Raw genomic sequence first — 21,114 nt, forward strand, 5'->3', positions numbered from 1 at the left:
CGAGCCCATGCCCCCTTCCGCCCGTCCGAACCTGCCCCCCGTCCTCGCCGCCATCGACGTGGGCACCAACGCCGTCCGCCTGGAGCTGGCCCGCCCCGACGCCGAGGGCTCGCTTGAGACGCTCCACCAGGAACGGGACCCCATCCGCCCCGGAGAAGGCGTGTTCACCACCGGCGTGATGCCCCCGGAGACCGCGGACCGGCTCCTGTCCACCCTGCGCCGCTACGCCGCCCTCTGCCGCCGCCACAAGGCCCAGGTGCGCGCCGTGGCCACCAGCGCCCTGCGCGAGGCGCGCAACCGCCAGGACATCGTGCGCCGCGTGCACGAGGAGGCCGGCCTGGAGCTGGAGGTCGTCAGCGGCAAGGAGGAGGCGCGCCTCATCTGCCTGGGCGTGCTGCACCGCAAGCCCGTCAACAGCCGCTCGCTCCTGGTGGACATTGGCGGCGGCAGCACGGAGGTCGCCATCGCCACCGGCGAGAAGCCCGACGAGCTCTGGAGCCTCGCGCTGGGCTCCGTGCGCCTCACGGAGGTGTTCGACACGTCTCGCACGGTGACGCCCAAGCAACTGCGGCTGATGCGCGGCTTCGTGGACGAGGTGCTGCACAAGACGCTCCCGGAGGAGCTGCCCGCGATGCCCCGCGTGGCGCTGGGCTCGTCCGGCACCATCCAGGCCGTGGTGGGCTTCGCCGCCGCGGAGAACGGAGGCAACGCCACCGTGCGCCAGCTCACCCAGACGGTGGAGTCCCTGGCCCGGATGCCGCCAGAGCGCCGCCGCAAGCGGTTCGACCCGCGCCGCGCGGACATCATCGTCTCCGGCGCCGTCATCCTGGAGGGCGTCGCGCGCCACCTGGGCGTGGAGTCCGTCAGCGTCGTCAACCGGGGCCTGCGCGACGGCCTGCTGGTGGACCTGCTCTACCGCCAGGACGAGACGCGCGACGACCACAGCCTCGCGGACGCGGCGTTCGCCATGGGCCAGCGCTTCCACTTCGACGAGAAGCACGCCCGCCAGGTGGCCCGCATGTCGCTGGCCCTCTTCGACGGGCTGGCCGCCCTGCACCAGCTGCCCCTGTCCGTGCGCCCCCACCTGGAGGTCGCCGCGCTGCTGCACGACATCGGCACGGCGGTCAGCTACGAGCGCCACCACCGGCACACGTACTACCTCATCCACAACGCGGACCTGCCGGGGTTGGCGGACCGCGAGCGCGACATCATCGCGCGCGTCGCCCGCTACCACCGGCGCTCCCAGCCGGAGCTGTCCCACTCCGGCATGGCCGGGCTCACCCCGTCGGAGGCGCGCCGCGTGCGCAAGCTGGCCACGCTCCTGCGCCTGGCGAACGCGCTGGACCACAGCCACCACCAGCCCATCCGGGACTTCAAGGTCACGGACGGCCGCGAGGCCGTCACGCTCCACCTGCACGCCCGCCAGCCCCTGGACCTGGAGCTGTGGAACGCCGAGCGGGAGGTCGCCGCGTTCCGCAAGGTGTTCGGCAAGCGGCTCGCATTCCAGGTCCACTCCGCCGGGCGCTAGGGGCGCTGACCTCCCGCCTGTCCTCCGGAGGGGGGAGCACCGTGGGCCCTGCCCGGGGCCCCCGCCGTGGCCAGAGTGCACGGACGGGTCCCGCGCGGCACGCGCCAGGGACCGTTCCGTCTTTCAAGGCCCTGGCGGGCAAGGAGCGCACCATGAAGGCCGTCGTATTCCACGGCATTGGGGACATCCGGCTGGACGAGGTCCCGGAGCCGAAGCTGCAGGAGCCCACGGACGCCATCATCCGGCTGAACGCCAGCGCCATCTGCGGCACCGACCTGCACATGATTCGCGGCACCGTGCCCGGGATGAGGCCCGGCACCATCCTGGGCCACGAGGGCGTGGGCGTCATCGAGGAGCTGGGCCGGGACGTGCGCAACTTCAGCGTGGGCGACTGCGTGGTCATCTGCTCCACCATCGCGTGCGGCAACTGCGCGTACTGCCGCGCGGGCTATTACTCCCAATGCAACGACGCCAACCCCAACGGCCCCTCGGCGGGCACGGCCTTCTTCGGCGGCCCGGAGCTGACGGGCCCCTTCGACGGCATGCAGGCGGAGAAGGCGCGCATCCCGTACGCGGCCGTCACGATGGTGAAGGTGCCCGAGGGCGTCACGGATGACCAGGCCCTCCTCGTCTCCGACATCTTCCCCACGGGCTACTTCGGCGCGGAGCTGGCGGAGATCAAACCCGGCGACACCGTGGCCGTGTTCGGCTGCGGCCCGGTGGGCCTGTTCGCCATCGTGAGCGCGAAGCTGCTGGGCGCGGGCCGCGTCTTCGCCATCGACAGCCACGAGGACCGGCTGAAGCTGGCGCGGTCCCAGGGCGCGGAGGTCATCGACTTCGAACGGGAGGACCCGGTGGAGACGCTCAAGCGCTTCACCCGAGGCATCGGCGTGGACCGCGCCATCGACGCGGTGGGCGTGGACGCGCAGCACGCGCACTTCGGCCCCGCGGCGAAGAAGGCCAAGGCGGAGAAGCCCGAGTTCAAGCGCGAGGTGGCGCAGGTCGCCCCCAAGCAGAACCCGCACGGAGACAACTGGGTGCCCGGCGACGCGCCGTCCCAGGCCGCGCAGTGGGCGGTGCAGGCGCTGGCCAAGGCAGGCACGCTGTCCATCATCGGCGTGTACCCGCAGACGATGAACGCGTTCCCCATTGGCGAGGCGATGAACAAGAACCTCACCCTGCGCATGGGCAACTGCAACCACCGCAAGTACGTCCCGAAGCTGCTGGAGCTGGTGCGCTCCGGCGCGGTGGACCCCACCGCCATCCTGAGCCACGTGAAGTCCATGGCCTCCGCCATCGACGCGTACCGCAACTTCGACCTGCGCAAGCCTGGCTGGGTGAAGGTGGAGCTGGAGCCGGGCGTCACGCTCCAGTAGCCCGTCCCGCGCGCCAGGTCCGGCGCTCCCATGGGATGGCATCCACGCCAATCCGTTGGCAGGATGCCGGCCCATGAGCGACGAAGACCTCCCGGGCAGGCTGGCGCGCAACCTCCGGACCCTGCGGGAGACGCGGGGGGCCACGCAGGTGCAGCTGGCGAAGCTGGCGGGGGTGCCCCGGGCCACCTGGGCGCACCTGGAGTCCGGCGCCGCGAACCCCACCCTCTCCGTGTTGCACCGGGTGGCGGGCGCGCTCCAGGTGTCGCTGGAAGAGCTGCTCGCCCGGCCCAAGGCGAGCGCCCGGCACTACCCCCGGGACAGCCTGCCCATGCGCCAGCGCGGCGGGGCCTTCCTGCGCAAGCTCCTGCCGGATCCCCTGCCCGGCATGGAGTTCGACCGGATGGAGGTGCCACCCAAGGCGCGCATCACCGGCGTGCCCCACACGCCCGGCACGCGCGAGTACCTGGCCTGCGAGGCCGGCACGCTCACGCTGGTGGCCAGCGGCGAGCGCTTCGTCCTGGAGGCCGGCGACGTCGTCGTCTTCCGGGGGGACCAGAAGCACTCCTACGAGAACCCGGGCACGCGCACCGCGGTGGGCTACTCCGTCGTCCTGCTCGCGCCGTCCCGCTGAGCCGTGAAACAAGCACGGGCTCGGAGTAGAGGCTTGCATCACCGGGCGTGAGGGTGTCAAAGGACCCGGGCACTCCACCTTGGGACACACCATGACCTCCGGAAAGAAGTCCCGTCGTCGCCTCACGAGACACGCCGTGGCGTTGCTGGCGCTGGGAGGGATGGCCTGCGGCGGCAAGGACGTGCGCCCCCCCGACACCGAGAACCCGGTGGCCGGGGACCCCTGCGCGCCGAGCACGGCGGGGGAGCCGGCCAGCGGGACGTGCGCGCCGGTGCGGCTGCAGTGCGCCCAGGACCTGGAGGGCTTCAAGACGGACCGCTACGTCTGGCGCGACCGCGACTGCCACGTGCGCTCGGTATCGCTGGTGCGCAACGACGCGGCGGACCCCGCGGGCTGGAATGGCGGCTACATCCGCCGCTACACGTATGAGGTCGCCAACGCGGAGCGCGTCTGCGACGGCCAGAATCCGCAGGTGCCCGGCTGGGGCATGGTGACCAGCCACCTGAACGGAGGGCAGACGTGGGGCGCGTGGACGCAGGACGTGCGCGGCACCGGTCGCGTCGTCTTCAAGGGCGCGCACCACGCGCTGCATGAGCTGAAGTGGCCGCTGTCGCTGGACGGGAACGTGGTGCGGGTGACAGTGCAGTACCTGTTCGCCACCGGCCAGGACCACCCGCTCTACGCCATCACCCACGACGCGTCCGGCTTCCCCGCGGACCGGATTGAAGCCGACGTGCGCTCGCCCTACGGCGACCTGGGCTTCGACGGCAACGCCAACACGGACATCGCGGGCCTGGGCTGGGGTGACCGCTACCGCTTCGTCACGCTGGGCTCGCCGGTGACGCTGACCACCGGCTGGGACTACCGCGAGCCCAACGTGGTGCCCTACACGCGCATGTGGACCGACGCGCCGGACGCGGAGATGGGCGTGGTGCAGACGCAGACCTGGGAGCAGAAGGCCGCGGGCGGCTACTGGCTGTATGGACAGTGGGGCACGCGCCACGCCAACGGCCCCATGCCGGAGGACTACAACTGGGCCTACCAGCTCAACCAGTACGAGCTGCCCTTCGTCACCAACTCCCACCGGCTCGCGTGGGGCAGCAACTTCGGCGCGGTGGGCCGCGCGCAGTACCCGCGGCTCGGGGACGACGGCACGATGCTCTCCGGCCATCCGTACCAGAGCTACTCCGTCTTCATGGTGCTGGGCACGCACGCGGCCAACCCGGTGCTGTCGCGGGTGGCGGAGGTGGAGGCCTGGCAGGGCGTGAAGCTCACCGCCTCCGAAGGCACCGTGCGCACGCGCGGCCCGGGCGGCGTGGGGCGCACGGACGCCGTGGCCTATGACGTGGCCGGCTACAACCCCGTCTATGCCACGTGGGAAGCGGACGCCGCCGCCAACCGCGTGACGCTGACGTTCGACACCGCGGGCCGCACGCTCACGCACCCGATGCTGGTGGTGCACGGCTACACCGCCACGGACGCGCCGAAGCGCCTCACGCTGGACGGCCAGGCGCTCACCGCGGACGCGGACTACTTCGCGTCGGTGGACACGCAGGGCCAGGCGCTCTGGCTCACCCTCCAGCGCGACCTGAAGGGCTCCGCCACGCTGCGGGTGGAGTAGGCACGCCCTTCCGCGAACGGGACGGGCCCCTGGCACTCCACGGTGCGAGGGGCCGTCCTTGAAGTCCTCAGGCCATCAGGCGTCAGTCGGCGGCGCCGCTGCCGCCGTAGCCCTGCGGGGCCTGGGAGCGCAGCCGCTGCCACTCGGCCCGGGCGTCCTGCTCCACGCGCTTCTGCTCCTCCACGCGGTGGCGCGCGCTCTCCACGTCGCGCTTGGCCGCGGCGACGGCGGACAGGTAGTTGGACTCGGACAGGTCCTTGGCGCGCACGTCCCCGCTGCGCGCCAGCGCCTGGTACTGGGTCAGGTTGAGCTGCGTGTCCGCCACCTTCAGCTCCGCGTCGCGAAGCTCCTTCTGGGCCTTGAGGGTGTCCGTCTTGCGGTCGTGCCAGGAGACCTCGGCGCGGGCCGCGTCACGCCCCGCCTCGGCGCCCTGCAGCCGCGTCCTCGCCTGCGCGATGGGGCGCTGCTGACCGGTGGCCTCGGCGGCCTTCACGGCGGCCTTCTCCGCTTCCATGCGGCTGTCCGCGGCGTCGCCATTGCGGCGGGCCACCTCCGCCTCGCGCTCCGCGTCGCGCACGGCCACCTCGGCGCGCGTCACGTTGTCGGCGGCCTGGGTGCGGGCCATCTGCGCGTCACGCACATCGCCCAGCTGGTCCTCGGGGATGCGCGCCATCACCGAGTTGTCCACGCGGGCGGCCTTCGCACCGCCGCAGCCGGCGAGGAGCACCATCGACGCCCCCATCGCCAGACCCACCATCCAATGCCGCTTCATCCTGTTCTGGAACATGCGCTCACTCCCCCGTACGAAGATGACTTGGGGAGAAGCTAGACACGCCCAGGCCGGGAGGCAGGCGCCACGGACCTCGCCGTCCCCCTGGAATCCACCCCGGCGCGGGGGCTGGCCGAGGAGCAGGCAGCCTGCCCTCCTCCCACCTGGCGCCATTGCGGCGCGCCCCCTTCGTGCGCGGGTCATGTCCCATCCCGATGGGGTCGCGTGTCGGAAGGTCGCGGCGAATTCGCGCCACCAGGGAGAGGGACGACATGAAGCGAGCCAGCTGGGGAGTCGCGTTGGGAACGGGCTGCGCGTTGATGGTCGCGGCTTGCGGATCCGGGGTGGAGGAAGACCCGCTCCCGGGTGACCAGACCGTGACGATGCGCATCTCCCTCGCGGGAGACGCCTGCGGGGTCGTGGCGGCGACAGCGACCGTGACCGCGCCGGACTTCCCGCCCATCGGACCTGAGTCCCTGTATGTCTGGAACGGGTACATCGAGGGGTACGTGAACCCCGTTCCCGTCGGGCGGCAACGGCTGGTGGACGTGCGGGCCTACAACCGAGACGGGCAGGAGGTGTACGCCGGGAGCACCGCGGTGGACGTGTACGAAGGCGAAGTGTCGTACGCGCAGATAAGGCTGCTTCGCAACGCGGAGCTCTGCCCGGGTGGGATGGGGAGCATCTACCTCACCGGAGTGCTGGAGAACGGCACCGGTTCGTCGGATGGCGGGCCGGTGTACGACGCGGGACCCGGACCGTCCTTTGACGCGGGCACCGTGTCCGACGGCGGCGCAGCGTTCGACGCGGGGTAGGCCGGGGCCGAAGCCCCGGATGTCTTGAGAGCCTCTCTCTCCCTGGAGCGCGTCACGCCACTCCAGGGCGGTCTTCCTCCAATCCTTTGTCAGCCTCTGGAGGAGGACCTCGTAGGTGCGCGGGCGCCATTCATTGTCTGTCAGGCGCACGCAAATCCAAGAGAGGAGGTTCATCATGAGACGAAGCATTCTTCATGCATTCGCGCTGTCGACGTGTGTCACGGCGCCGTGGGGCGTGGCCTGCACTCCGCCGGATGAGACCGTGGGCGGGCCGCCGGAGTTCGCTCAAGGCGCGCAGGGGCTGTCGCGCACGAACAGCCAGGCCCCGGCCGTGGATGGGGCCGTCGGAGATCACATGGACAGCCTGCTGGAGGCCTGCGACATCGATGATCCGGCCACCTGCGCCTTCCTCTTGCCGCTGCTCCTCGCGCGAGGCGCCCACGCCACGGAGGTGTTGGACGCTGACCCGGCGCTCGTCGTCGGCGTCGGTGCCTGCACGCACGGCGCGTGCACCCAGGGAGGGCCGCTGACCCAGGGTTGCAGCAGCTGCGCCAACACGGTCTGCAATGTCGACTCCTATTGCTGCACCATCACCTGGGACAGCATCTGCGTGAACGAGGCGAAGCAGCTGTGCGGCACGACGTGCGCGATAGGGGGGAGCTGCGCACCCGCGACGTGCGCGGCGAAGGGGGTGATGAGCTGCGGCAGCACTCCGGATGGGTGTGGAGGCATGCTCAACTGCGGCACGTGCGCCACCGGCTCCACGTGCACCAACAACGTCTGCATGGCACTCGCCTGCGTCCATGGCGAGTGCGCCTCGGGGCAGGCGCTGGCTCAGAACTGCAGCAGCTGCGTGAACACCGTCTGCGCCGTGGATGGCTATTGCTGCACCACCGCCTGGGACACCATCTGCGTGAACGAGGCGAAGCAGATGTGCGGCAAGACCTGCAACTGAGGGTGAGCCCCTTCTCTACTGCCCCCTGCCGTAGAACCAGGCGGTGAGGGCCAGGCGGGCGGCGTGCACGGGGAGGACCTCGTGCTCCAGCCGCTCGCTCAGGAACACCACCAGGCGGTCCAACACCGGCGCCACGTCCACCGGGGCGCCGGTGTCCTCCGGGAAGAGGCGCAGCACTCCGCCGTGCTCCGGCTTCCAGTCCGCGTTGGCGTACCAGATGGCGGTGAGCCGCCGGTTGGACTGGCCGGGGAACGCGTCGCGGTGACGGGCGTAGTGCGTACCGACAGGGTAGCAGGCGAGCTGCATGTCGAAGCGCCCCAGGCCCAGGTACGCGCCAGAGGACACGGCGTCGCCCAGGGCCTGGAAGCGGAGCCACAGCGCTTCGAGTTCGGAGGCCGCGCCGGGCATCACCCATTCGATGTGGTCGCCACGCTCGGCGGCGTCGAGCGAGCGGTCCGCGCCGCGCCGGATGCCCGCGGGCCGGAGGGTCCCTGCGTCCACGCGCGCGAGCGCCGCGGCCCGCGCCGCGAGGGCCTGTGCATCTCCGAGGAAGCCGTCCCGCACGAAGAAACCATGCGAGCCCAGGGCTTCCACCTCCACATCTGTTAGCGCCACCATGTTCCCCTTCCGGGCGCCCGCCAGGAGCCCTGGCCGACACGCTGCCCCAGGACGCCCCCGTTTAGGAAGCGAGTAGACTTCCCACCCATGGCGAACGTCTCGCGAGCCCTCTCGGTTGTCGCCGCCGCCGCGCTGGGCGCGCTGGCGGCCTGGGCGCTGCTGCGTCCCGCGTCCCCCCGGCTGCCAGACACGGCGGCGGTGGTGGAGCAGATGCGGGAGGTGGCGCGGCTGGAGACGCTGGACGTGTCGCTCTACAAGAAGGTCGTCTTCACACCGGAGCCCCAGGCCACGGACGCGCTGTGGAAGGACGTTCTGCTCTGGGCCAGCTACACGCTCCAGAACCCGCACGGCCGCGCCATCGTCTTCGCGGACGCGCATCTGGGGTTCGACTTCCAGCGCTTCGACTCCCGCCACCTGCGCGCCGTGGGCACGCGCGTGGACGTGCTCCTGCCTCCCATGCAGGTGACGGTGGCGCTGCGGCCGGGAGAGACGGAGATCATCGACTCCAACCTGGACAGCGCGCAGACAGCGCAGTTGCTGGAGAAGGCCCGCCTCGCCTTCGAGAAGGAGGTCCAGCAGGATGCGCGCCTCAAGGACAAGGCGCGGCAGTCCGCGGAGCGCTCGCTGCGGGGGCTGCTGCTGACCCTGGGGTTCCGGGAGGTCCACTTCGTGGAGACCTTGCCGGTGGGGAGCGCGGGCTGACGGGCCGCGGGCCTTGCATCAGGGAGACCTCACGCGACGCGAAGGGTGTCCCCGTCCAACACATACAAGCCGGGGACGCCGTCGGGTGCGTGCCCCAACGAGGCGAGCCGTCGCACCGAGTCGCTGTCCGAGTCCCGGCACAGGAGCGCCATCTCGCGCCGTCCCAGGCTCACGCGCAGCGGCCCTCCGCCCGTCGCGTCGTCCAGCCTCCGGCGCTGCGCCTTCGTGAGCAGTCGCGCGCCGTCATGCCCGTCGCCACCCATCACGGCCCACACCCCGGAGAAGGCCTCCGCCAGCCGCACCTCGCCCTGGTCGATGACGACGGGCCGCACGTCGGCGGGACGCGCCTCCAGGTGGTGCCAGGCCGCCGCGTCCACCGCTTCGGGCGTGAGCCCCACTTCGCCCAGCGCGGAGGCCGGCAGGTAGCGCACGAACTCCGCGTCCTCCAGCACGTAGAAGACCTCCAGCCCCGCGGGGCCCGGGCGCAGCAGCGCGCCCTGCGCTCCCGCCACGAAGCCCGCGGGCCGCAGCACCGGGCGCAGCGCGTCCAGCGACACCCCCGAGGACAGGCCGCCCAGCCGCGCCGCCAGCGCCTCCACGTGCGCGGTGAGCCCGTGCGCTCCCGGTGACTCGCGATACGCGGCGTAGAGCGAGCCCACGTCCACGCGGCCCACGCCTCCGGAGGACAGCTTCACCAGCAGGTCCCGGCCCTGGCGCCGGAAGCCCACGCCCGCGCGGCCCAGCGCGGCGGTGAGCGCGGCGGTGAACTCCGGACGCAGCACCTGCTCCTCGGGCGCCGGGGGCGGAGGCAGGTCCGCGGCCTCCAGCTCCGCGCGCAGCAGCTTCGCCTCCGCGTCGAAGGGGTCACGCTCCACGGCCTCGGCCACGTAGGCGCGGGCCCGCGCGCCTTCGCCCTGTCGCAGCGCGAGCACCGCGAGCACCTTGAGCGCCTCGGGATCCCCAGGGCTCAGGACCAGCGCGTCCCGCAGCTCCACCTCCGCCTCGCGGTGCCGCTCCAGGCCCAGCAGCGCCCGCGCGAGGCCCAGGCGCACCTGGAGGTCCTTCGGGAAGTCGCGGCGCAGCGACTGCATCCAGGGAAGGGCTTCACGCTCCGCGTCCGCGTTGACCAGCGCGTGCGCCACCGTGAGGCGCAGCGTGGGCCCGGGGCTCCTCGCGGCCTCGGCGCGCAGCGCGTCCAGCTCCGCGCCGCTGAGCACGTCTCCCGCCTCCACCTTGCGGCGCAGGCGCTCCAGTTCCGCCGGGGAAATCACGCGCGGACTCTAATGGTCCGAGCCGGGAGCGCCCAGCCCCGCCTTCCCCTCCCCTGTCTTCACGGCGACGGGGAGAGGTCGTGGAACCCGCCGGGCCTGACCCGGCGAGAGGAAGTCGTGGCGCTCCAATAGCCAATGCGCGTCGTACCGGTGGGCCCACTCCAGCAGAGCCTGCCGGGGTCCCTCCACGATTTCACAGGTGCACCCCCAGAGGAGTTGCTCCTTGAGGGACACCGATGCGTGGATGCCGACCACTGGGCATGACTTCTCCGTCGAATGGACGGGGCTCGTCTATCGGACAGAGGGCAACCAGTGTTTGAATCGCGGATATGACTCCACGACACCACAATCGTTGGCCAACAAGGACCTCGCGAATAGGACATCAGCGCCTTGCAGATGAGAACATGAAGCCCGAATGGCCTTTGCTGGTGCTTCTGATTCTCCTTTCATCCTGTGCTGCGAGCCGTGGTCCCAAGATGGCCCAAGCACATGTTCAAGATGGAGGGAGCTGCAAGAGTAGCGACGTCTGCGAGGAGGGGCTGGAGTGCATGTTCTGGCCGCTGACAACACCGGGGTCGGCAGGTACGTGTCAGCGGGCGTGCAAAGAGACTTCGGATTGCCCGAGCGGAGAGCAGTGCGGCGGGGGATTTCTTATGGATGGGCCGGGGGATTTTTGCACCCCTCCGTTCGTCAACTAATGGAGATGCGTTCAGACATGCCTCATTGGCACAACCTCCAGCTTTCGCCCCACCCACGTTCCCAGAGGGGGCTCAGGCCAGGGAGCCGACCCCAGGGTCTTGCCACAGCTGCCATACCCTCCACGCAGTAGCTCTTCGCGGCAATCCAGGGTCATTGAATCACCCCGGTCATCGGCTCCGAGGCCCGTCCGCGGAGCGCGGACCTGCTCACGACATCGGCTTCATCGTCCTCGGCCGCGGCAGCATGCGCCTGCGTCGCCGCTGTCCTGACGTTCATCAGAGGCTGCAAGCCTGGATGCCAGGGAAAACAAAACACATACATGCGCATCCGAGCACAGCCCATGTCTGGGCAGAAGACCTGACAGCGCTTCAGGGCGCCGGGCGAAAGAGTGAAAGGCCGCCGAAGTCTCACGCGGCTCAATGCGTAGCGTCGTGTGGGGCTGCTCCCTCGGCGAGCTCTTCCTCGGTGCGGCTCCGTGAGAGGAAGTCATCCAGCGCGCCCACGTCGATGGGCTTGCGAAACACCGCGTCCACCTGCGCGAGGCTCGCGCGGTTCTGCCCGCGCACGTCCATGCCGGTGACGATGGCGAGCAGGGTCTGCGGCGAGCGTCGCCGCAGCTCGCGCGCCAGCTCCCAGCCGGTCATCTCCGGCATCACGGCGTCCAGGAGCGCGGCGTCGAAGGGCTGTTTCTCCCAGATGCGCAGCGCCAGCTCCGGGCTGTGCGCCACCTGTACGTCATAGCCTTCCTCACCCAGGACCTCGGCCATCATCCGGGCGTTGTCCAGGTCGTCGTCCACCACCAGCACGCGGCGCGCGGGCCGCATCAGGCGCGGCACGCCGCCCGGAGCCAGCGGCGGCGGCGCGGGGGCCCCGGGGACTTCGGCCCGGGCGTCGCTGACGCGCGGCAGCCTCACGATGAAGCTCGCGCCCGAGCCGTCCCGCCGGTTCTCCACCGTCAGCTCTCCTCCCCAGCGCTGCACCTGGGAGCGCGCCACCGCGAGGAACAGGGAGAACTGCGGCGCACCCGGGTCCCGGCGCAGCGGGTCGAACAGCCGCGCCAGTTCATCCTGGGCATAGGGCGGGCCGGCATCCTCCAGGCGCAGGTCCAGCCAGCCCTCGCCCTCCGGGCGCGTGCGCACCACCAGCGTCCCGCCGCCCTCCATGCGGTCGCGCGCGGACAGGAGCAGGTTGACGATGAGCTCTCGGAAGAAGCCCGCGTCCACCTTCACCTCCCAGGGGAAGCCCAGCTCCAGCTCCGCGTGCACGGGGTGCTCGCGCTGCTCCAGCTCGCCCCGGGCCAGCTCCAGCGCCTCGCGCACGGTCTGGTCCACCGGCACGTCGGCCAGGCGCTCCTCGGTGCGCTGCACGTTGAACTCCTGGAGCCGCGCGACCAGCTCGCCAATCTGGCGCACCGTCTTGTCCAGTGCCTCCACGTGCTCGGGTTTGTATTCGCGTTGCAGCAGCGTGATGCGCAGCCGCAGCACGTTGAGGAAGTTGTTGAGCGCGTGCGCGGCGCCGCTCGCCAGCTGGCCCAACGCCTGCTGGCGGGTGCGTCGCAGCAACTGCCCCTGGAGCCTGCGCACCTCGTCGTGGGCGTTCTCCAGGGCCTTGGTCTTCACGGCCGCCTCGGTGCGGTCGCTGAAGGTCTGGATGACGCCGGCCAGGCCCTGGTCCTCTTCCCACACCGGCGTGGCGCTCATCTCCAGCGTGGCGTCGCTGCCGCCCGGGCGCTCCACCATCATCATCACGCCGCGCACCGGGCCCTTCTCGCGCAGCGCGCGCAGGAAGGGCATGTCATGCACCTTGAACGGCTCGCCGGTGGGGTGCCGGGCGTTGACCTGCGTGAGGACGGGCCCCAGGGACGCGGTGGCGCGCGCGCCCACCACCGCGCGCATGGGCACGCCCATCAACCGGCTCACCGGCGGCGAGGCGAAGGACACCATGCCGTCCGTCTCCGCCAGGAGGATGCCCACCTCCACGTGGTTGAGCACCGACTCCATCACCGCCGCCTCGCGGAAGCGGACCTCCTCCGTCTTGAGCACGCGCGCATAGGAGGCCTGCGCGGACGCGTCCGCCTCCCAGATGAGCTCCGACACCAGGTCCGCCACGTCCGCGTCGATGACGCCCCCGTTGCGGCGCGCGTACACGTAGAGCAGGACCTCCTGGAGCGACTTGAACTCGCGCGTCAGGTCCTCGGGCTCGAAGTTCTGGTCGTACCGGAAGGCCCCGTGCGAGCGCACCACCTCCGGCCACAGCCGGATGGCGTCTTCCCCTCGGTCCTCGAGCAGGCGGACAAGCTCGTCCAGCAGGTGGCGCAAGGGGGCGCGCAGGTCGCGGCCGGGGACTTCGACTTCATAGGTCTCCGCCCGCAGGCGCTTGGCCCACAGGCGGGTGATGCGCTCGCCCTCGTCGGAGAGCAGGCCCGACAGGGCGTTGATGGCGATCTCGGAGGAAGGCACGTTCAAGGGCGCACGATGCGCACTCCTCGGGCGTCCAGCCACCCGGGCCCTTCCGGGAGCCTGGGAGTGTCTGGCTTCGCACGGACGTGGGGCCGCCGGTGGCTTCGAGCGCCTGGCGGCCTGTCAGCCCTGGCCGGAGGAGGCGGTCGTCCCCACCTTTCCGGGCACGGATGAGCGGCAAAGAGCGCAGGCAGAACGACCTGGAGCAGCCCGAGGTCTCCCAGCAGGCCATGGCACAGCTCTTCCGTGGGGAGCTGAGCCGTTCGGACACGTGGCGCACGCGGCTGGACACGACGACGAACTGGGCGCTCACGACGACGGCGGCGGTGATCTCCTTCGGCTTCGCGACACCGGGGAGTTCCCACGTCACGTTCCTGGTGGGCATCTGGATGGTGGTGTCCTTCATGCTCATCGAGGCGCGGCGCTATCGCTATTACGACTTGTGGAACCGGCGCGTGCGGCTGTTGGAGGACGGCTGGTGGGCGCCGATGTTGCGGCGTGAGCCGGTGGATCCCGACGCGCTGCGCGAGCTGGCGGCGGAGATGTCCCGGCCGCAGATCCAGCTCTCGCTGGGGTCTGCCATCGCGACGCGGCTCAACCGCGCGTACGGGCCCATCCTCATCGTCCTGCTGGTGACGTGGTTCTTCAAGGTCTACAGCCATCCGCGTCCGCCCACCGACCTCGCGGACTTCGCGGAGCGGGCGCACGTGGCGTGGATCCCCGGGCCGGTGGTGATGGTGTCGCTGGTGCTGCTCACGCTGGCGGCGGGCTATTTCTTCACCGCTTCGTTCTTCATCCGGGCCCCGCTGGGAGAGCTGCGCACGCGGCCCCGGGGGCGCCGGGCCGCGCTCTGGGAGAGCTTCTACCGGCCCTACGCCATCCAGCGCCGCAAGCGCCCACGCACCACGACGGGCACGCGCCCCCCACAGCCCTCGCGCCCGCCGTCACCCTTCAATCACTGACTCACGGCGCGGAGGCGCCCGCGGCGTGGATCAGTGCCGCCAGCCCAGGACCTTGAGCTCGTTGACGGACGCGAGGCCCCACTGCCGGTTGGAGTTGTTGACGCGGATTCGGAGCAGGGACGTGGTGACGGCGTTGAACTCGACGGTTCGTTCTTCCCGGAGGGGCGTGTTCGAGCCCCAGGAGCTTGATCGGGCTCCTGAAGTCGGAACTCGACAAGGACCTGGGTGTCGTCACGCCCGTGGAAGAAAGTTAGCGTCCCTTCGCGGGAACACCATGAACCAGTTCGCTCTCCTGCTCATGACCCTTTCGCTGACGGGGTGCGATCTCTTCCACCGCCCATTCCGACCGACGCATGCGCCTCCAGCGGAAGCCGCGGCGTTCCAGTTCCCACTGGGGTTTCCCCCTGGAGAGCACACCTTCATCCCCAGCACCCTCGCCGCCGCCGTCCAACTCGCGATGGACGACTTCCTGCCTCGCGACGCGAAGCCCCCGCGAAACGCCTCGGCGGATGAACTCTGCTTCATGCGCCGCGAGTCCTATGACGTCCTTGCCAAGAGCCTGTCCGATGGGGTCGTCCTCGTGGCCTTCACGCCCGGCAAGGGCGTGTGTGTCACGGAGGGCCTGACGTTGGACGTGGGCGCCACCTACGCCGTGGACGTGCGGGGATGGCGGATCCCCGCCGTCCAGCGATAGCGCTCCCGTCACACCGGGTGCGTCAGCCCCCAAGCTGCGCGCCCACCTGCGCCATCAATGACAACACATGGGCGCGCGTGGGGCCCTGCATGCCCGGACGCAGCGCGAGCGCCTGGAGCATCTGGAAGACCGGCGCCCCGCCATCCAGGTGCTGGGCCGCCACGGCCACCAGCGCGGCCTCTTCGCCCGCCGCCAGACGCCCGGCCACCACCCAGGCCCGCAGGTGCTCCAGCGCGGAGGCGTCCAGCGGCCGCGTGTTCAGCGCGTCCAGCAACGCCCGCTGCACGCCCCGGTCCGTCTCCGTCTCCAGCGCGTCCAGCATCAGGCGCGTGGCCAGCTCCTGTGGCGCGCGGCGCAGCGCATCCGCCGCGGCGGACCGCACCTCCGGAGACTCCGCGCGCAGGTGCGGCGACGCCACGTCCACCAGCCGCTCCGCCCCCGTCCCGCCCAGGGCTCGGAGCGCGTGCGCCCGCGCCTCGTCACCGGTGGCCTGCGCCAGGCCGTTCTCCAGCGTGCGCAGCGCGTCGCGCGCCTCCGCCGAGTCCGGCCGCAGATGCGAGGACCACGCCCCCAGCGCGTAGGACGCCGCGCGCTCCACCGGCACGTCATGCTCCGCCTTCGCCCGGCCGAGCAGCCCGTTCAGCATCACACCGGTCTCCGGCTCCGGCTTCGTCAGGAACCCCGCGCGCTGAACCATCATCACGTACGCGCCCGCGTGCTCCCGGGCCTGCGGCGACTGGAGCAACGTGCGAAGCGTGGCCTGCGCCTGGGCATGGCCCGCCCCCACCAACAGGTCCAACATCAGCTCCCGCATGCCCGGGTGCGCGCCCGGCTTGAGGAACAACCGCGCCAGCTCCTGGCTGCGCCCCGGCTCCAGCTTCAGCGCCGCCACCGCGCGCCGCGCGAACACATCCAACCCCGCGATGGCCTCCGGACCGCTGGCGTTCTCCAGCGTCTCCAGCAGCTCATCCACCGTCATCCCATCCGCCTGCCCCTTCAACGCCGCCATCTCCGGGTCCACTTCAAAGGCAATCTGCGACGGCGTGCGAATCACCCCCTTGTCCTCCCCCGAGGGCGGCAGGGGCCGCATCTCCCGCGACTGGTACGTCAACCGCAATCGCAGCCGCCGCGACACCAACGTGCGTCCGTCCACCCCCATCGCGTCCAGCACCTCGTCCTGCGTGACCGCCACGAGGTGTCCGTCCCCGTCCCGGTCGAAGCTCGTGAGCGACCCCAGCTCCTGCTTCGCCACCGTCGCCCCCCCCGCGGCCCGCAGCATCTGGTAGCGCGTCCTCCGGCGCGTCAGCCTCGCGGCATCGTCTCCCTCGAACGCGAACGCCGCCTCCACGTCCCCCGTCTGCGTGGACTCGGTGGCGGTCCACGAGGCCGCGTCGCGCAGCTCGGAGGGGAACAGCTCCGCCGCCAATGTCTGGGCGAACTGGCGGAACAGCGGGGGCTCCGCTTCGGAGAAGCGCACCGCCTGGAGCCCGCCGCGCGCATCCAACTCCAGCCACGCGCTGGCGGTGGCCGGCAGGTGCGTCTGGACGGCCGCCGCGTCGGGCAACAGCGGCTGGCCCGCGAGCAGCGCCTCGTGCCGCTCCAGCCGCTGCAACGTCAGCCGCAGCCGCGTGCCCGTGGCGCGCGACTCCAGCGCCTGGAGCGTGAGCTCGCCATCCAGGTGGAACGCACCTTCGAGCAGGCTCGGCCGCGAGGCGTCCGGGCCCGTCATGGGCAGCGCCACGCGCGTCAGGTCATCCCAGACGAGATGGAAGGTATGCGCCTCGCCCACGCGCCAGCGGGACAAGGGCAGCCGCCGGGAGGACTGGGCGGTCTCGACCGCCGCGGCGGATGGGGAGGACGGAGACAGCCAGACGGGCAGCGCCCCCAGACACAACAGGGCACCCAGGCCAGCCACGCCACGAACGAGGGTCGAGCGACGCATGAAACACTCCAGCGAATCAGTCGGGAAGAAAGGGGAACCACGCCCGGGGCCGTGGGAGGCGGCCCCGGGGTCCTGCGGGTGCGGCTAGTACAGCTGCGCGAGCGGCAGGGCGTACTGGTCGTTGAAGAGGCGGGTGGTGGTGCCGAAGCCCGTCCAGGACACGATGGGCAGCTCCGCCTTGATGAAGAGCGCCTCCACGAAGACGGCGATCCGCCCATCCAGCGTGCGCAGCGTCATGTCCAGGCTGCTCCCCAGGGTGAGGAACAGCGTGTTGGGGTTCGTCGGGTGCGTGGGAGAGCTCAGCGCGACGCCGATGCGGCCCTGCAACGGCAGGTCGAAGCGCACGAGGAGCACCTGGCCGCGCACGCCCACCTGGAAGCCCGGGACGCCGATGGCCACGGACGCGAAGCCGTTCGCGGCGGTGTACGGCCCCACGTCGCCAATCAGGTCCAGCGTGATGAGGTTGCGCGTGCAGTCACGGCCGAGCGCCCCACCCAGCGACGCGTGGAGGCCCACCTCCACGGACATGCCGCCCGTGACGGTGACGGGGATGATCCACACCATGAACGTGGCGGACACCTTGGCCGCGTCCTTCTCCACGATGGGCTTGTTCTCAATGAAGGTGAAGCGCGCCGGGTAGGAGCGGTCGAACGTGTAGACGGAATAGCCAAACAGGCGCGCGCTCAGCTGCGCACGGATGGAGGAGGTCTCCGTGGAGGCGCGGCCCTCCAGGTGCGCCACTTCCTTGCGCACGGAGCTGAACACGTTGGCGTAGATGTTCAGCTCGCTGAAGATGCTGGCGTTGGTGTCACACCAGTTGCCATTGAACGCGGTGCCGGGCGTGGTGAGCTCCCAGCCGGCCCGGAACGAATAGCCGCCACCGAAGCGGTTGTCGCCCGAGTAGCCGCTCGCGGAGAAGTCCTTCGAACGGCGCTTGGTCATCGTCGCGGGCTGCACCGGCTCCTGAAGCGTCGCCAGGTATTCCAGCAGCGCCTTGAGGTAGGTGGTCATCGCGACGGGGCTCACCGTGTAGTCCTTCAGCTCCAGCCCCTTGATCTTCAGCCGGTCCGCGTTGCGGATGAAGCTCTCCGCGCCGAAGTCGTTGCCGGTCGCCGTCAGGCACTGGCCCAGGTTCAACTCACGGCGGGGCACCATGACCGCGTCCACCATCGCCTTGTAACGGCGCGGGCTCCAGTCACACGCCGTCACCCTGTCCGCGACGAGGCACCCCTCCGCGTCCGCCTTCACCAGCGACTCCTCCAGGGCCTGGTCCAGGCCGTACAGGCGCTCGGCGGCCTTCACGTCCAGCTCCGCCGTGCTGAGGTCGCGGCCACGCAGCGCCTCCGCCGCGCGCTGCCACCCGAGGTAGACGGCCTCGCGCTGCGTGAGCAGGGCCACGAAGGTCTCCTGCCGCTGCTGCGACTCGTTGAGCACGTCGTCCGCCACCTTGGCGAGCGACTTGCTCATGGCCTGGTGCCACGCGTCCGACGGCAGCACCGCCTGGCGGGCCTCCACGTTGTTCGCCTTCTTCGCCGCCTCCGACGAGAAGGAGTAGGCCTTGGTGCCCTTGGGGTACGCCCCCGGCACGAAGCGGAAGTACGCGTTCTTCTCCACGCGCGTCTTGCCGTCCCAGAGGGGCGCCAGCTTCTGGCCGTCCTTGCTGTACAGCGTGCGCTCCGCGATGCCCTTGGAGCCGTAGGCGAAGTCGAACACCGCGCGGAAGTTGTCGCCGAACGCGCCCGCGTCCTGCTCGAAGCGGCTGTAGTCGTAGTACTTCTCGTGCACGTACTCCTGGCACGAGCGCGCCACGATGCCGTTGCCGTCCCACTCCTCGCGCTGCTTGTTGTACGCCTGCTCCGCCTTGGTGAGGTTCTTGTAACCCTTGCGCGCCAGCACCTGGCCGCGCTGCACCTGCCCCAGCACCGTCTCATCCGAGCCGGAGAAGAGCGTGTCGGTGACGGGGTCGTCCTGCACCGCCACCTGCTCCACGCCGCCGCCCATGCTGTCGGGCACGAGCGCGTTGCGCTTGGGCGCTACCTCGTAGCGGGCCTTCCACTCCGACTCCAGCAACCCCTGGCAGGACCCGTCGTTGACCTTGCCGCACTCGGAGGCGCGGTAGTCCACGTCGGTGCACTGGGTCAGCGTCGGCTGGGGGCAGTCGGCCGCCAGCGCCTGGGGCGCCGCCAGCGTCACGGTGGACAACACGGCCCACCGCACGGGGCGCGGCAGCCGGAAGGGAGTTCTGCGCAAGCTCATGGAAACCTCATCCTGGGGAGTGCGACGGGCCAGGACGGCCCGCCGGTCGCGGGAGCCCCTGAGCACGTGGCGTGCCGAGCCTTCCCGGCGCGCGCTCCAGAGAGGACGCAGTCAGGCGATGAGGACGCCCAGACCACACGAGGCATCACACGCGTTGCTCGCGAGGCAACGACAGACATCCAGACACCGCCAGCCCGGGATGCCCCCGGCGGCGAGCCGTGTTTCACGCGAGGGGGAGCACGTCCTACCCCTCCCCGCCCGCCTGGCGGCCAGGGGAGAGGGGCCCCCGGGCTGATGGGGGCCATGCCCTTGGGTGAAGCCGGGCCGCTTTCGTCCTTCCGGCCCCCCCGGATTTGTGGTGTGAACCGCCCCCATGGCGAACACGCGCACTGTGACGGTCATCAACGGCGACGGCATTGGCCCGGAAGTCTCGGCGGCCACCATTCGCGTCCTCGAAGCCCTCAAGGTCCCCCTGGAGTTCGAGTTCAAGGACGCGGGCGCGGAGGTCGTGGCCAAGTTCGGCACCAACCTCCCCCACGAGACGGTGGAGGCGGTCCTCCGCAGCGGCGTGGCCCTCAAGGGCCCCACCGGCACCGTGGTGGGCGGCGGCCTGCCGTCCGCGAACGTGGGCCTGCGCAAGCGGCTGGACCTGTACTCCTCCCTGCGCCCGGTGAAGAGCGTCCCCAACGTCAAGACGCGCTACGAGAACGTGGACGTGGTGGTGGTGCGTGAGAACACCGAGGACCTGTACGCCGGCCTGGAGCACATCATCGTGCCGGGCGTCGTGGAGTCCCTGAAGATCATCACGGAGAAGGCCTCCACGCGCATCGCGCGCTTCGCCTTCGAGTACGCCAAGAAGAACGGCCGCAAGAAGGTGTCCGCCATCCACAAGGCGAACATCATGAAGCTGTCGGACGGCCTCTTCCTGGACTGCTGCCGCAAGGTCGGCCGCGAGTTCCCTGAGATCGCCTACGACGAGGTCATCGTCGACAACCTCTGCATGCAGCTGGTGAAGGACCCGACCCGCTTCGACGTGATGGTGCTGGAGAACCTGTACGGCGACATCGTCAGCGACCTGTGCGCGGGCCTGGTGGGCGGCCTGGGCATGGTGCCGGGCGCCAACATCGGCGAGCGCACCGCCGTCTTCGAGGCCGTGCACGGCACCGCCCCGGACATCGCGGGCAAGGGCATCGCGAACCCCACCGCGCTGATGATGTCCGCGGTGATGATGCTGGAGTGGCTGGACCTGAAGGAAGAGGCCCGCCGCATGTCCGGCGCCATCCAGAAGGTCTACGGCGGCGACGTGAAGGTGCGCACCGGCGACCTGGGCGGCAGCGCCACCACGCGCGAGTTCACCGACGCCATCATCGCCGCGCTGTAGTCCTGGCGGCGGTTCCCCGGGTGGAGGCCCTCCACCCGGGACGTCCCACCGGCGCCGTCAGCCGACGATGACCTTGCGGACGCCCCGCGCTTCCAGGAGCGCGGGGAGCCGTTCGCGCTGGTCGCCCTGCAACACCAGCGCGTCCTCCTCCACCACGCCGCCGCAGCCCAGGCCGCCCTTGAGCGCCTTGAGCCAGGTGTCGAGCTGGGCCGCGGGCAGCCCCAGCTGCTCCACCACCGTCACCTCCTTGCCGCCCCGGCCCTTGCGCTCCATGCGCACCACGGCGCGCGCGGGGCCCTTGGGTTCGGGCCTCTCCCGGGGAGGCGGCGGAGGCGGCCCCGCGGGCAGCGCCTCGCGCTGCGCGGACAGGGCGGCGAAGGGGTTGTTGAAGGGCCCCGGCGGCGGGGCCTCCTCCTTCTTGTCGCGCTTGCCCAT

17 protein-coding genes are annotated in these 21,114 nt (G+C 70.8%); 10 read left to right on the plus strand and 7 right to left on the minus strand.

The annotated features are described in order from the left end of the window. Positions 1-7: 7 nt before the first annotated feature. From GTY96_RS25915 to GTY96_RS25930, 4 genes are all read left to right on the plus strand, one after another. On the plus strand, positions 8-1,528 hold the full coding sequence (locus tag GTY96_RS25915; RefSeq protein WP_143902279.1) for a Ppx/GppA phosphatase family protein: 1,521 nt from the start codon (positions 8-10) through the stop codon (positions 1,526-1,528). Between the two features lie 152 nt (positions 1,529-1,680). Further along, positions 1,681-2,904 (plus strand): zinc-dependent alcohol dehydrogenase, encoded by a 1,224-nt coding sequence (locus GTY96_RS25920; protein ID WP_161666120.1) that lies wholly within the window; start codon positions 1,681-1,683, stop codon positions 2,902-2,904. Positions 2,905-2,977: 73 nt separating this feature from the next. Then, on the plus strand, positions 2,978-3,535 hold the full coding sequence (locus tag GTY96_RS25925; protein ID WP_143902283.1) for a helix-turn-helix domain-containing protein: 558 nt from the start codon (positions 2,978-2,980) through the stop codon (positions 3,533-3,535). Positions 3,536-3,671: 136 nt separating this feature from the next. Beyond that, positions 3,672-5,156, plus strand: coding sequence for a hypothetical protein (locus GTY96_RS25930; protein ID WP_328701009.1), 1,485 nt, complete (start codon positions 3,672-3,674; stop codon positions 5,154-5,156). Positions 5,157-5,238: 82 nt separating this feature from the next. Here GTY96_RS25930 and GTY96_RS25935 read toward each other — a convergent pair whose 3' ends face one another. Beyond that, complete coding sequence (locus GTY96_RS25935; protein ID WP_143902287.1) at positions 5,239-5,943, minus strand: hypothetical protein; 705 nt, start codon at positions 5,941-5,943, stop codon at positions 5,239-5,241. Between the two features lie 254 nt (positions 5,944-6,197). Between GTY96_RS25935 and GTY96_RS25940 the strand changes: the two genes are divergently transcribed. Beyond that, a complete protein-coding gene (locus GTY96_RS25940) occupies positions 6,198-6,740 on the plus strand; it encodes a hypothetical protein (RefSeq protein WP_161666122.1) in 543 nt (180 codons plus the stop codon). A 175-nt stretch (positions 6,741-6,915) separates the two neighbouring features. Then, on the plus strand, positions 6,916-7,695 hold the full coding sequence (locus GTY96_RS25945) for a hypothetical protein (protein WP_161666123.1): 780 nt from the start codon (positions 6,916-6,918) through the stop codon (positions 7,693-7,695). Between the two features lie 15 nt (positions 7,696-7,710). Here GTY96_RS25945 and GTY96_RS25950 read toward each other — a convergent pair whose 3' ends face one another. After that, a complete protein-coding gene (locus tag GTY96_RS25950; protein ID WP_201756385.1) occupies positions 7,711-8,313 on the minus strand; it encodes a 2OG-Fe(II) oxygenase in 603 nt (200 codons plus the stop codon). A gap of 87 nt (positions 8,314-8,400) precedes the next feature. Here GTY96_RS25950 and GTY96_RS25955 point away from each other — a divergent pair, with 87 nt between their 5' ends. Beyond that, a complete protein-coding gene (locus GTY96_RS25955; RefSeq protein WP_161666124.1) occupies positions 8,401-9,015 on the plus strand; it encodes a DUF4230 domain-containing protein in 615 nt (204 codons plus the stop codon). A 29-nt stretch (positions 9,016-9,044) separates the two neighbouring features. Here GTY96_RS25955 and GTY96_RS25960 read toward each other — a convergent pair whose 3' ends face one another. Both GTY96_RS25960 and GTY96_RS25965 read right to left on the minus strand, forming a co-directional pair. Beyond that, the gene (locus tag GTY96_RS25960) at positions 9,045-10,286 is read right to left on the minus strand and encodes a tetratricopeptide repeat protein (protein ID WP_161666125.1); all 1,242 of its coding nucleotides are present in this window, start codon (positions 10,284-10,286) and stop codon (positions 9,045-9,047) included. Between the two features lie 1,115 nt (positions 10,287-11,401). Then, positions 11,402-13,444: a hybrid sensor histidine kinase/response regulator gene (locus GTY96_RS25965; protein WP_161666126.1), complete on the minus strand. Its 2,043-nt coding sequence runs from the start codon at positions 13,442-13,444 to the stop codon at positions 11,402-11,404. A 170-nt stretch (positions 13,445-13,614) separates the two neighbouring features. Between GTY96_RS25965 and GTY96_RS25970 the strand changes: the two genes are divergently transcribed. Both GTY96_RS25970 and GTY96_RS25975 read left to right on the plus strand, forming a co-directional pair. Further along, complete coding sequence (locus tag GTY96_RS25970) at positions 13,615-14,406, plus strand: DUF2270 domain-containing protein (RefSeq protein ID WP_143902301.1); 792 nt, start codon at positions 13,615-13,617, stop codon at positions 14,404-14,406. Between the two features lie 274 nt (positions 14,407-14,680). Continuing rightward, on the plus strand, positions 14,681-15,100 hold the full coding sequence (locus GTY96_RS25975; RefSeq protein WP_161666127.1) for a hypothetical protein: 420 nt from the start codon (positions 14,681-14,683) through the stop codon (positions 15,098-15,100). Between the two features lie 22 nt (positions 15,101-15,122). On the opposite strand, the gene GTY96_RS25980 is transcribed toward GTY96_RS25975, so the two are convergent. Together GTY96_RS25980 and GTY96_RS25985 are read right to left on the minus strand one after the other, a co-directional pair. Beyond that, complete coding sequence (locus GTY96_RS25980; RefSeq protein WP_161666128.1) at positions 15,123-17,042, minus strand: HEAT repeat domain-containing protein; 1,920 nt, start codon at positions 17,040-17,042, stop codon at positions 15,123-15,125. Between the two features lie 84 nt (positions 17,043-17,126). Continuing rightward, positions 17,127-19,298 carry a hypothetical protein gene (locus GTY96_RS25985; protein ID WP_161666129.1) on the minus strand — a complete coding sequence of 724 codons (2,172 nt, stop codon included), beginning with the start codon at positions 19,296-19,298 and terminating at the stop codon, positions 17,127-17,129. Positions 19,299-19,671: 373 nt separating this feature from the next. Between GTY96_RS25985 and GTY96_RS25990 the strand changes: the two genes are divergently transcribed. Then, positions 19,672-20,679, plus strand: a complete 1,008-nt coding sequence (locus GTY96_RS25990; RefSeq protein ID WP_143902308.1) for an isocitrate/isopropylmalate dehydrogenase family protein — start codon at positions 19,672-19,674, stop codon at positions 20,677-20,679. A 57-nt stretch (positions 20,680-20,736) separates the two neighbouring features. Here the strand turns inward: GTY96_RS25990 and GTY96_RS25995 are convergent, their stop codons facing one another. After that, on the minus strand, positions 20,737-21,114 hold the full coding sequence (locus GTY96_RS25995; RefSeq protein WP_143902310.1) for a translation initiation factor: 378 nt from the start codon (positions 21,112-21,114) through the stop codon (positions 20,737-20,739).

The sequence above is a fragment of the Corallococcus silvisoli genome (genome assembly GCF_009909145.1).
Classification (GTDB): Bacteria; Myxococcota; Myxococcia; order Myxococcales; family Myxococcaceae; genus Corallococcus; species Corallococcus silvisoli.

Excerpts from the sequence above, each read along its gene's own strand:
- GTY96_RS25915 (WP_143902279.1), top strand. The coding sequence starts at position 8 with ATGCCCCCTTCCGCCCGTCCGAACCTGCCCCCCGTCCTCGCCGCCATC.
- GTY96_RS25920 (WP_161666120.1), top strand. The coding sequence starts at position 1,681 with ATGAAGGCCGTCGTATTCCACGGCATTGGGGACATCCGGCTGGACGAG.
- GTY96_RS25925 (WP_143902283.1), top strand. The coding sequence starts at position 2,978 with ATGAGCGACGAAGACCTCCCGGGCAGGCTGGCGCGCAACCTCCGGACC.
- GTY96_RS25935 (WP_143902287.1), bottom strand. The coding sequence starts at position 5,943 with ATGTTCCAGAACAGGATGAAGCGGCATTGGATGGTGGGTCTGGCGATG.
- GTY96_RS25940 (WP_161666122.1), top strand. The coding sequence starts at position 6,198 with ATGAAGCGAGCCAGCTGGGGAGTCGCGTTGGGAACGGGCTGCGCGTTG.
- GTY96_RS25945 (WP_161666123.1), top strand. The coding sequence starts at position 6,916 with ATGAGACGAAGCATTCTTCATGCATTCGCGCTGTCGACGTGTGTCACG.
- GTY96_RS25950 (WP_201756385.1), bottom strand. The coding sequence starts at position 8,313 with ATGGTGGCGCTAACAGATGTGGAGGTGGAAGCCCTGGGCTCGCATGGT.
- GTY96_RS25955 (WP_161666124.1), top strand. The coding sequence starts at position 8,401 with ATGGCGAACGTCTCGCGAGCCCTCTCGGTTGTCGCCGCCGCCGCGCTG.
- GTY96_RS25970 (WP_143902301.1), top strand. The coding sequence starts at position 13,615 with ATGAGCGGCAAAGAGCGCAGGCAGAACGACCTGGAGCAGCCCGAGGTC.
- GTY96_RS25975 (WP_161666127.1), top strand. The coding sequence starts at position 14,681 with ATGAACCAGTTCGCTCTCCTGCTCATGACCCTTTCGCTGACGGGGTGC.
- GTY96_RS25980 (WP_161666128.1), bottom strand. The coding sequence starts at position 17,042 with ATGCGTCGCTCGACCCTCGTTCGTGGCGTGGCTGGCCTGGGTGCCCTG.
- GTY96_RS25985 (WP_161666129.1), bottom strand. The coding sequence starts at position 19,298 with ATGAGCTTGCGCAGAACTCCCTTCCGGCTGCCGCGCCCCGTGCGGTGG.
- GTY96_RS25990 (WP_143902308.1), top strand. The coding sequence starts at position 19,672 with ATGGCGAACACGCGCACTGTGACGGTCATCAACGGCGACGGCATTGGC.
- GTY96_RS25995 (WP_143902310.1), bottom strand. The coding sequence starts at position 21,114 with ATGGGCAAGCGCGACAAGAAGGAGGAGGCCCCGCCGCCGGGGCCCTTC.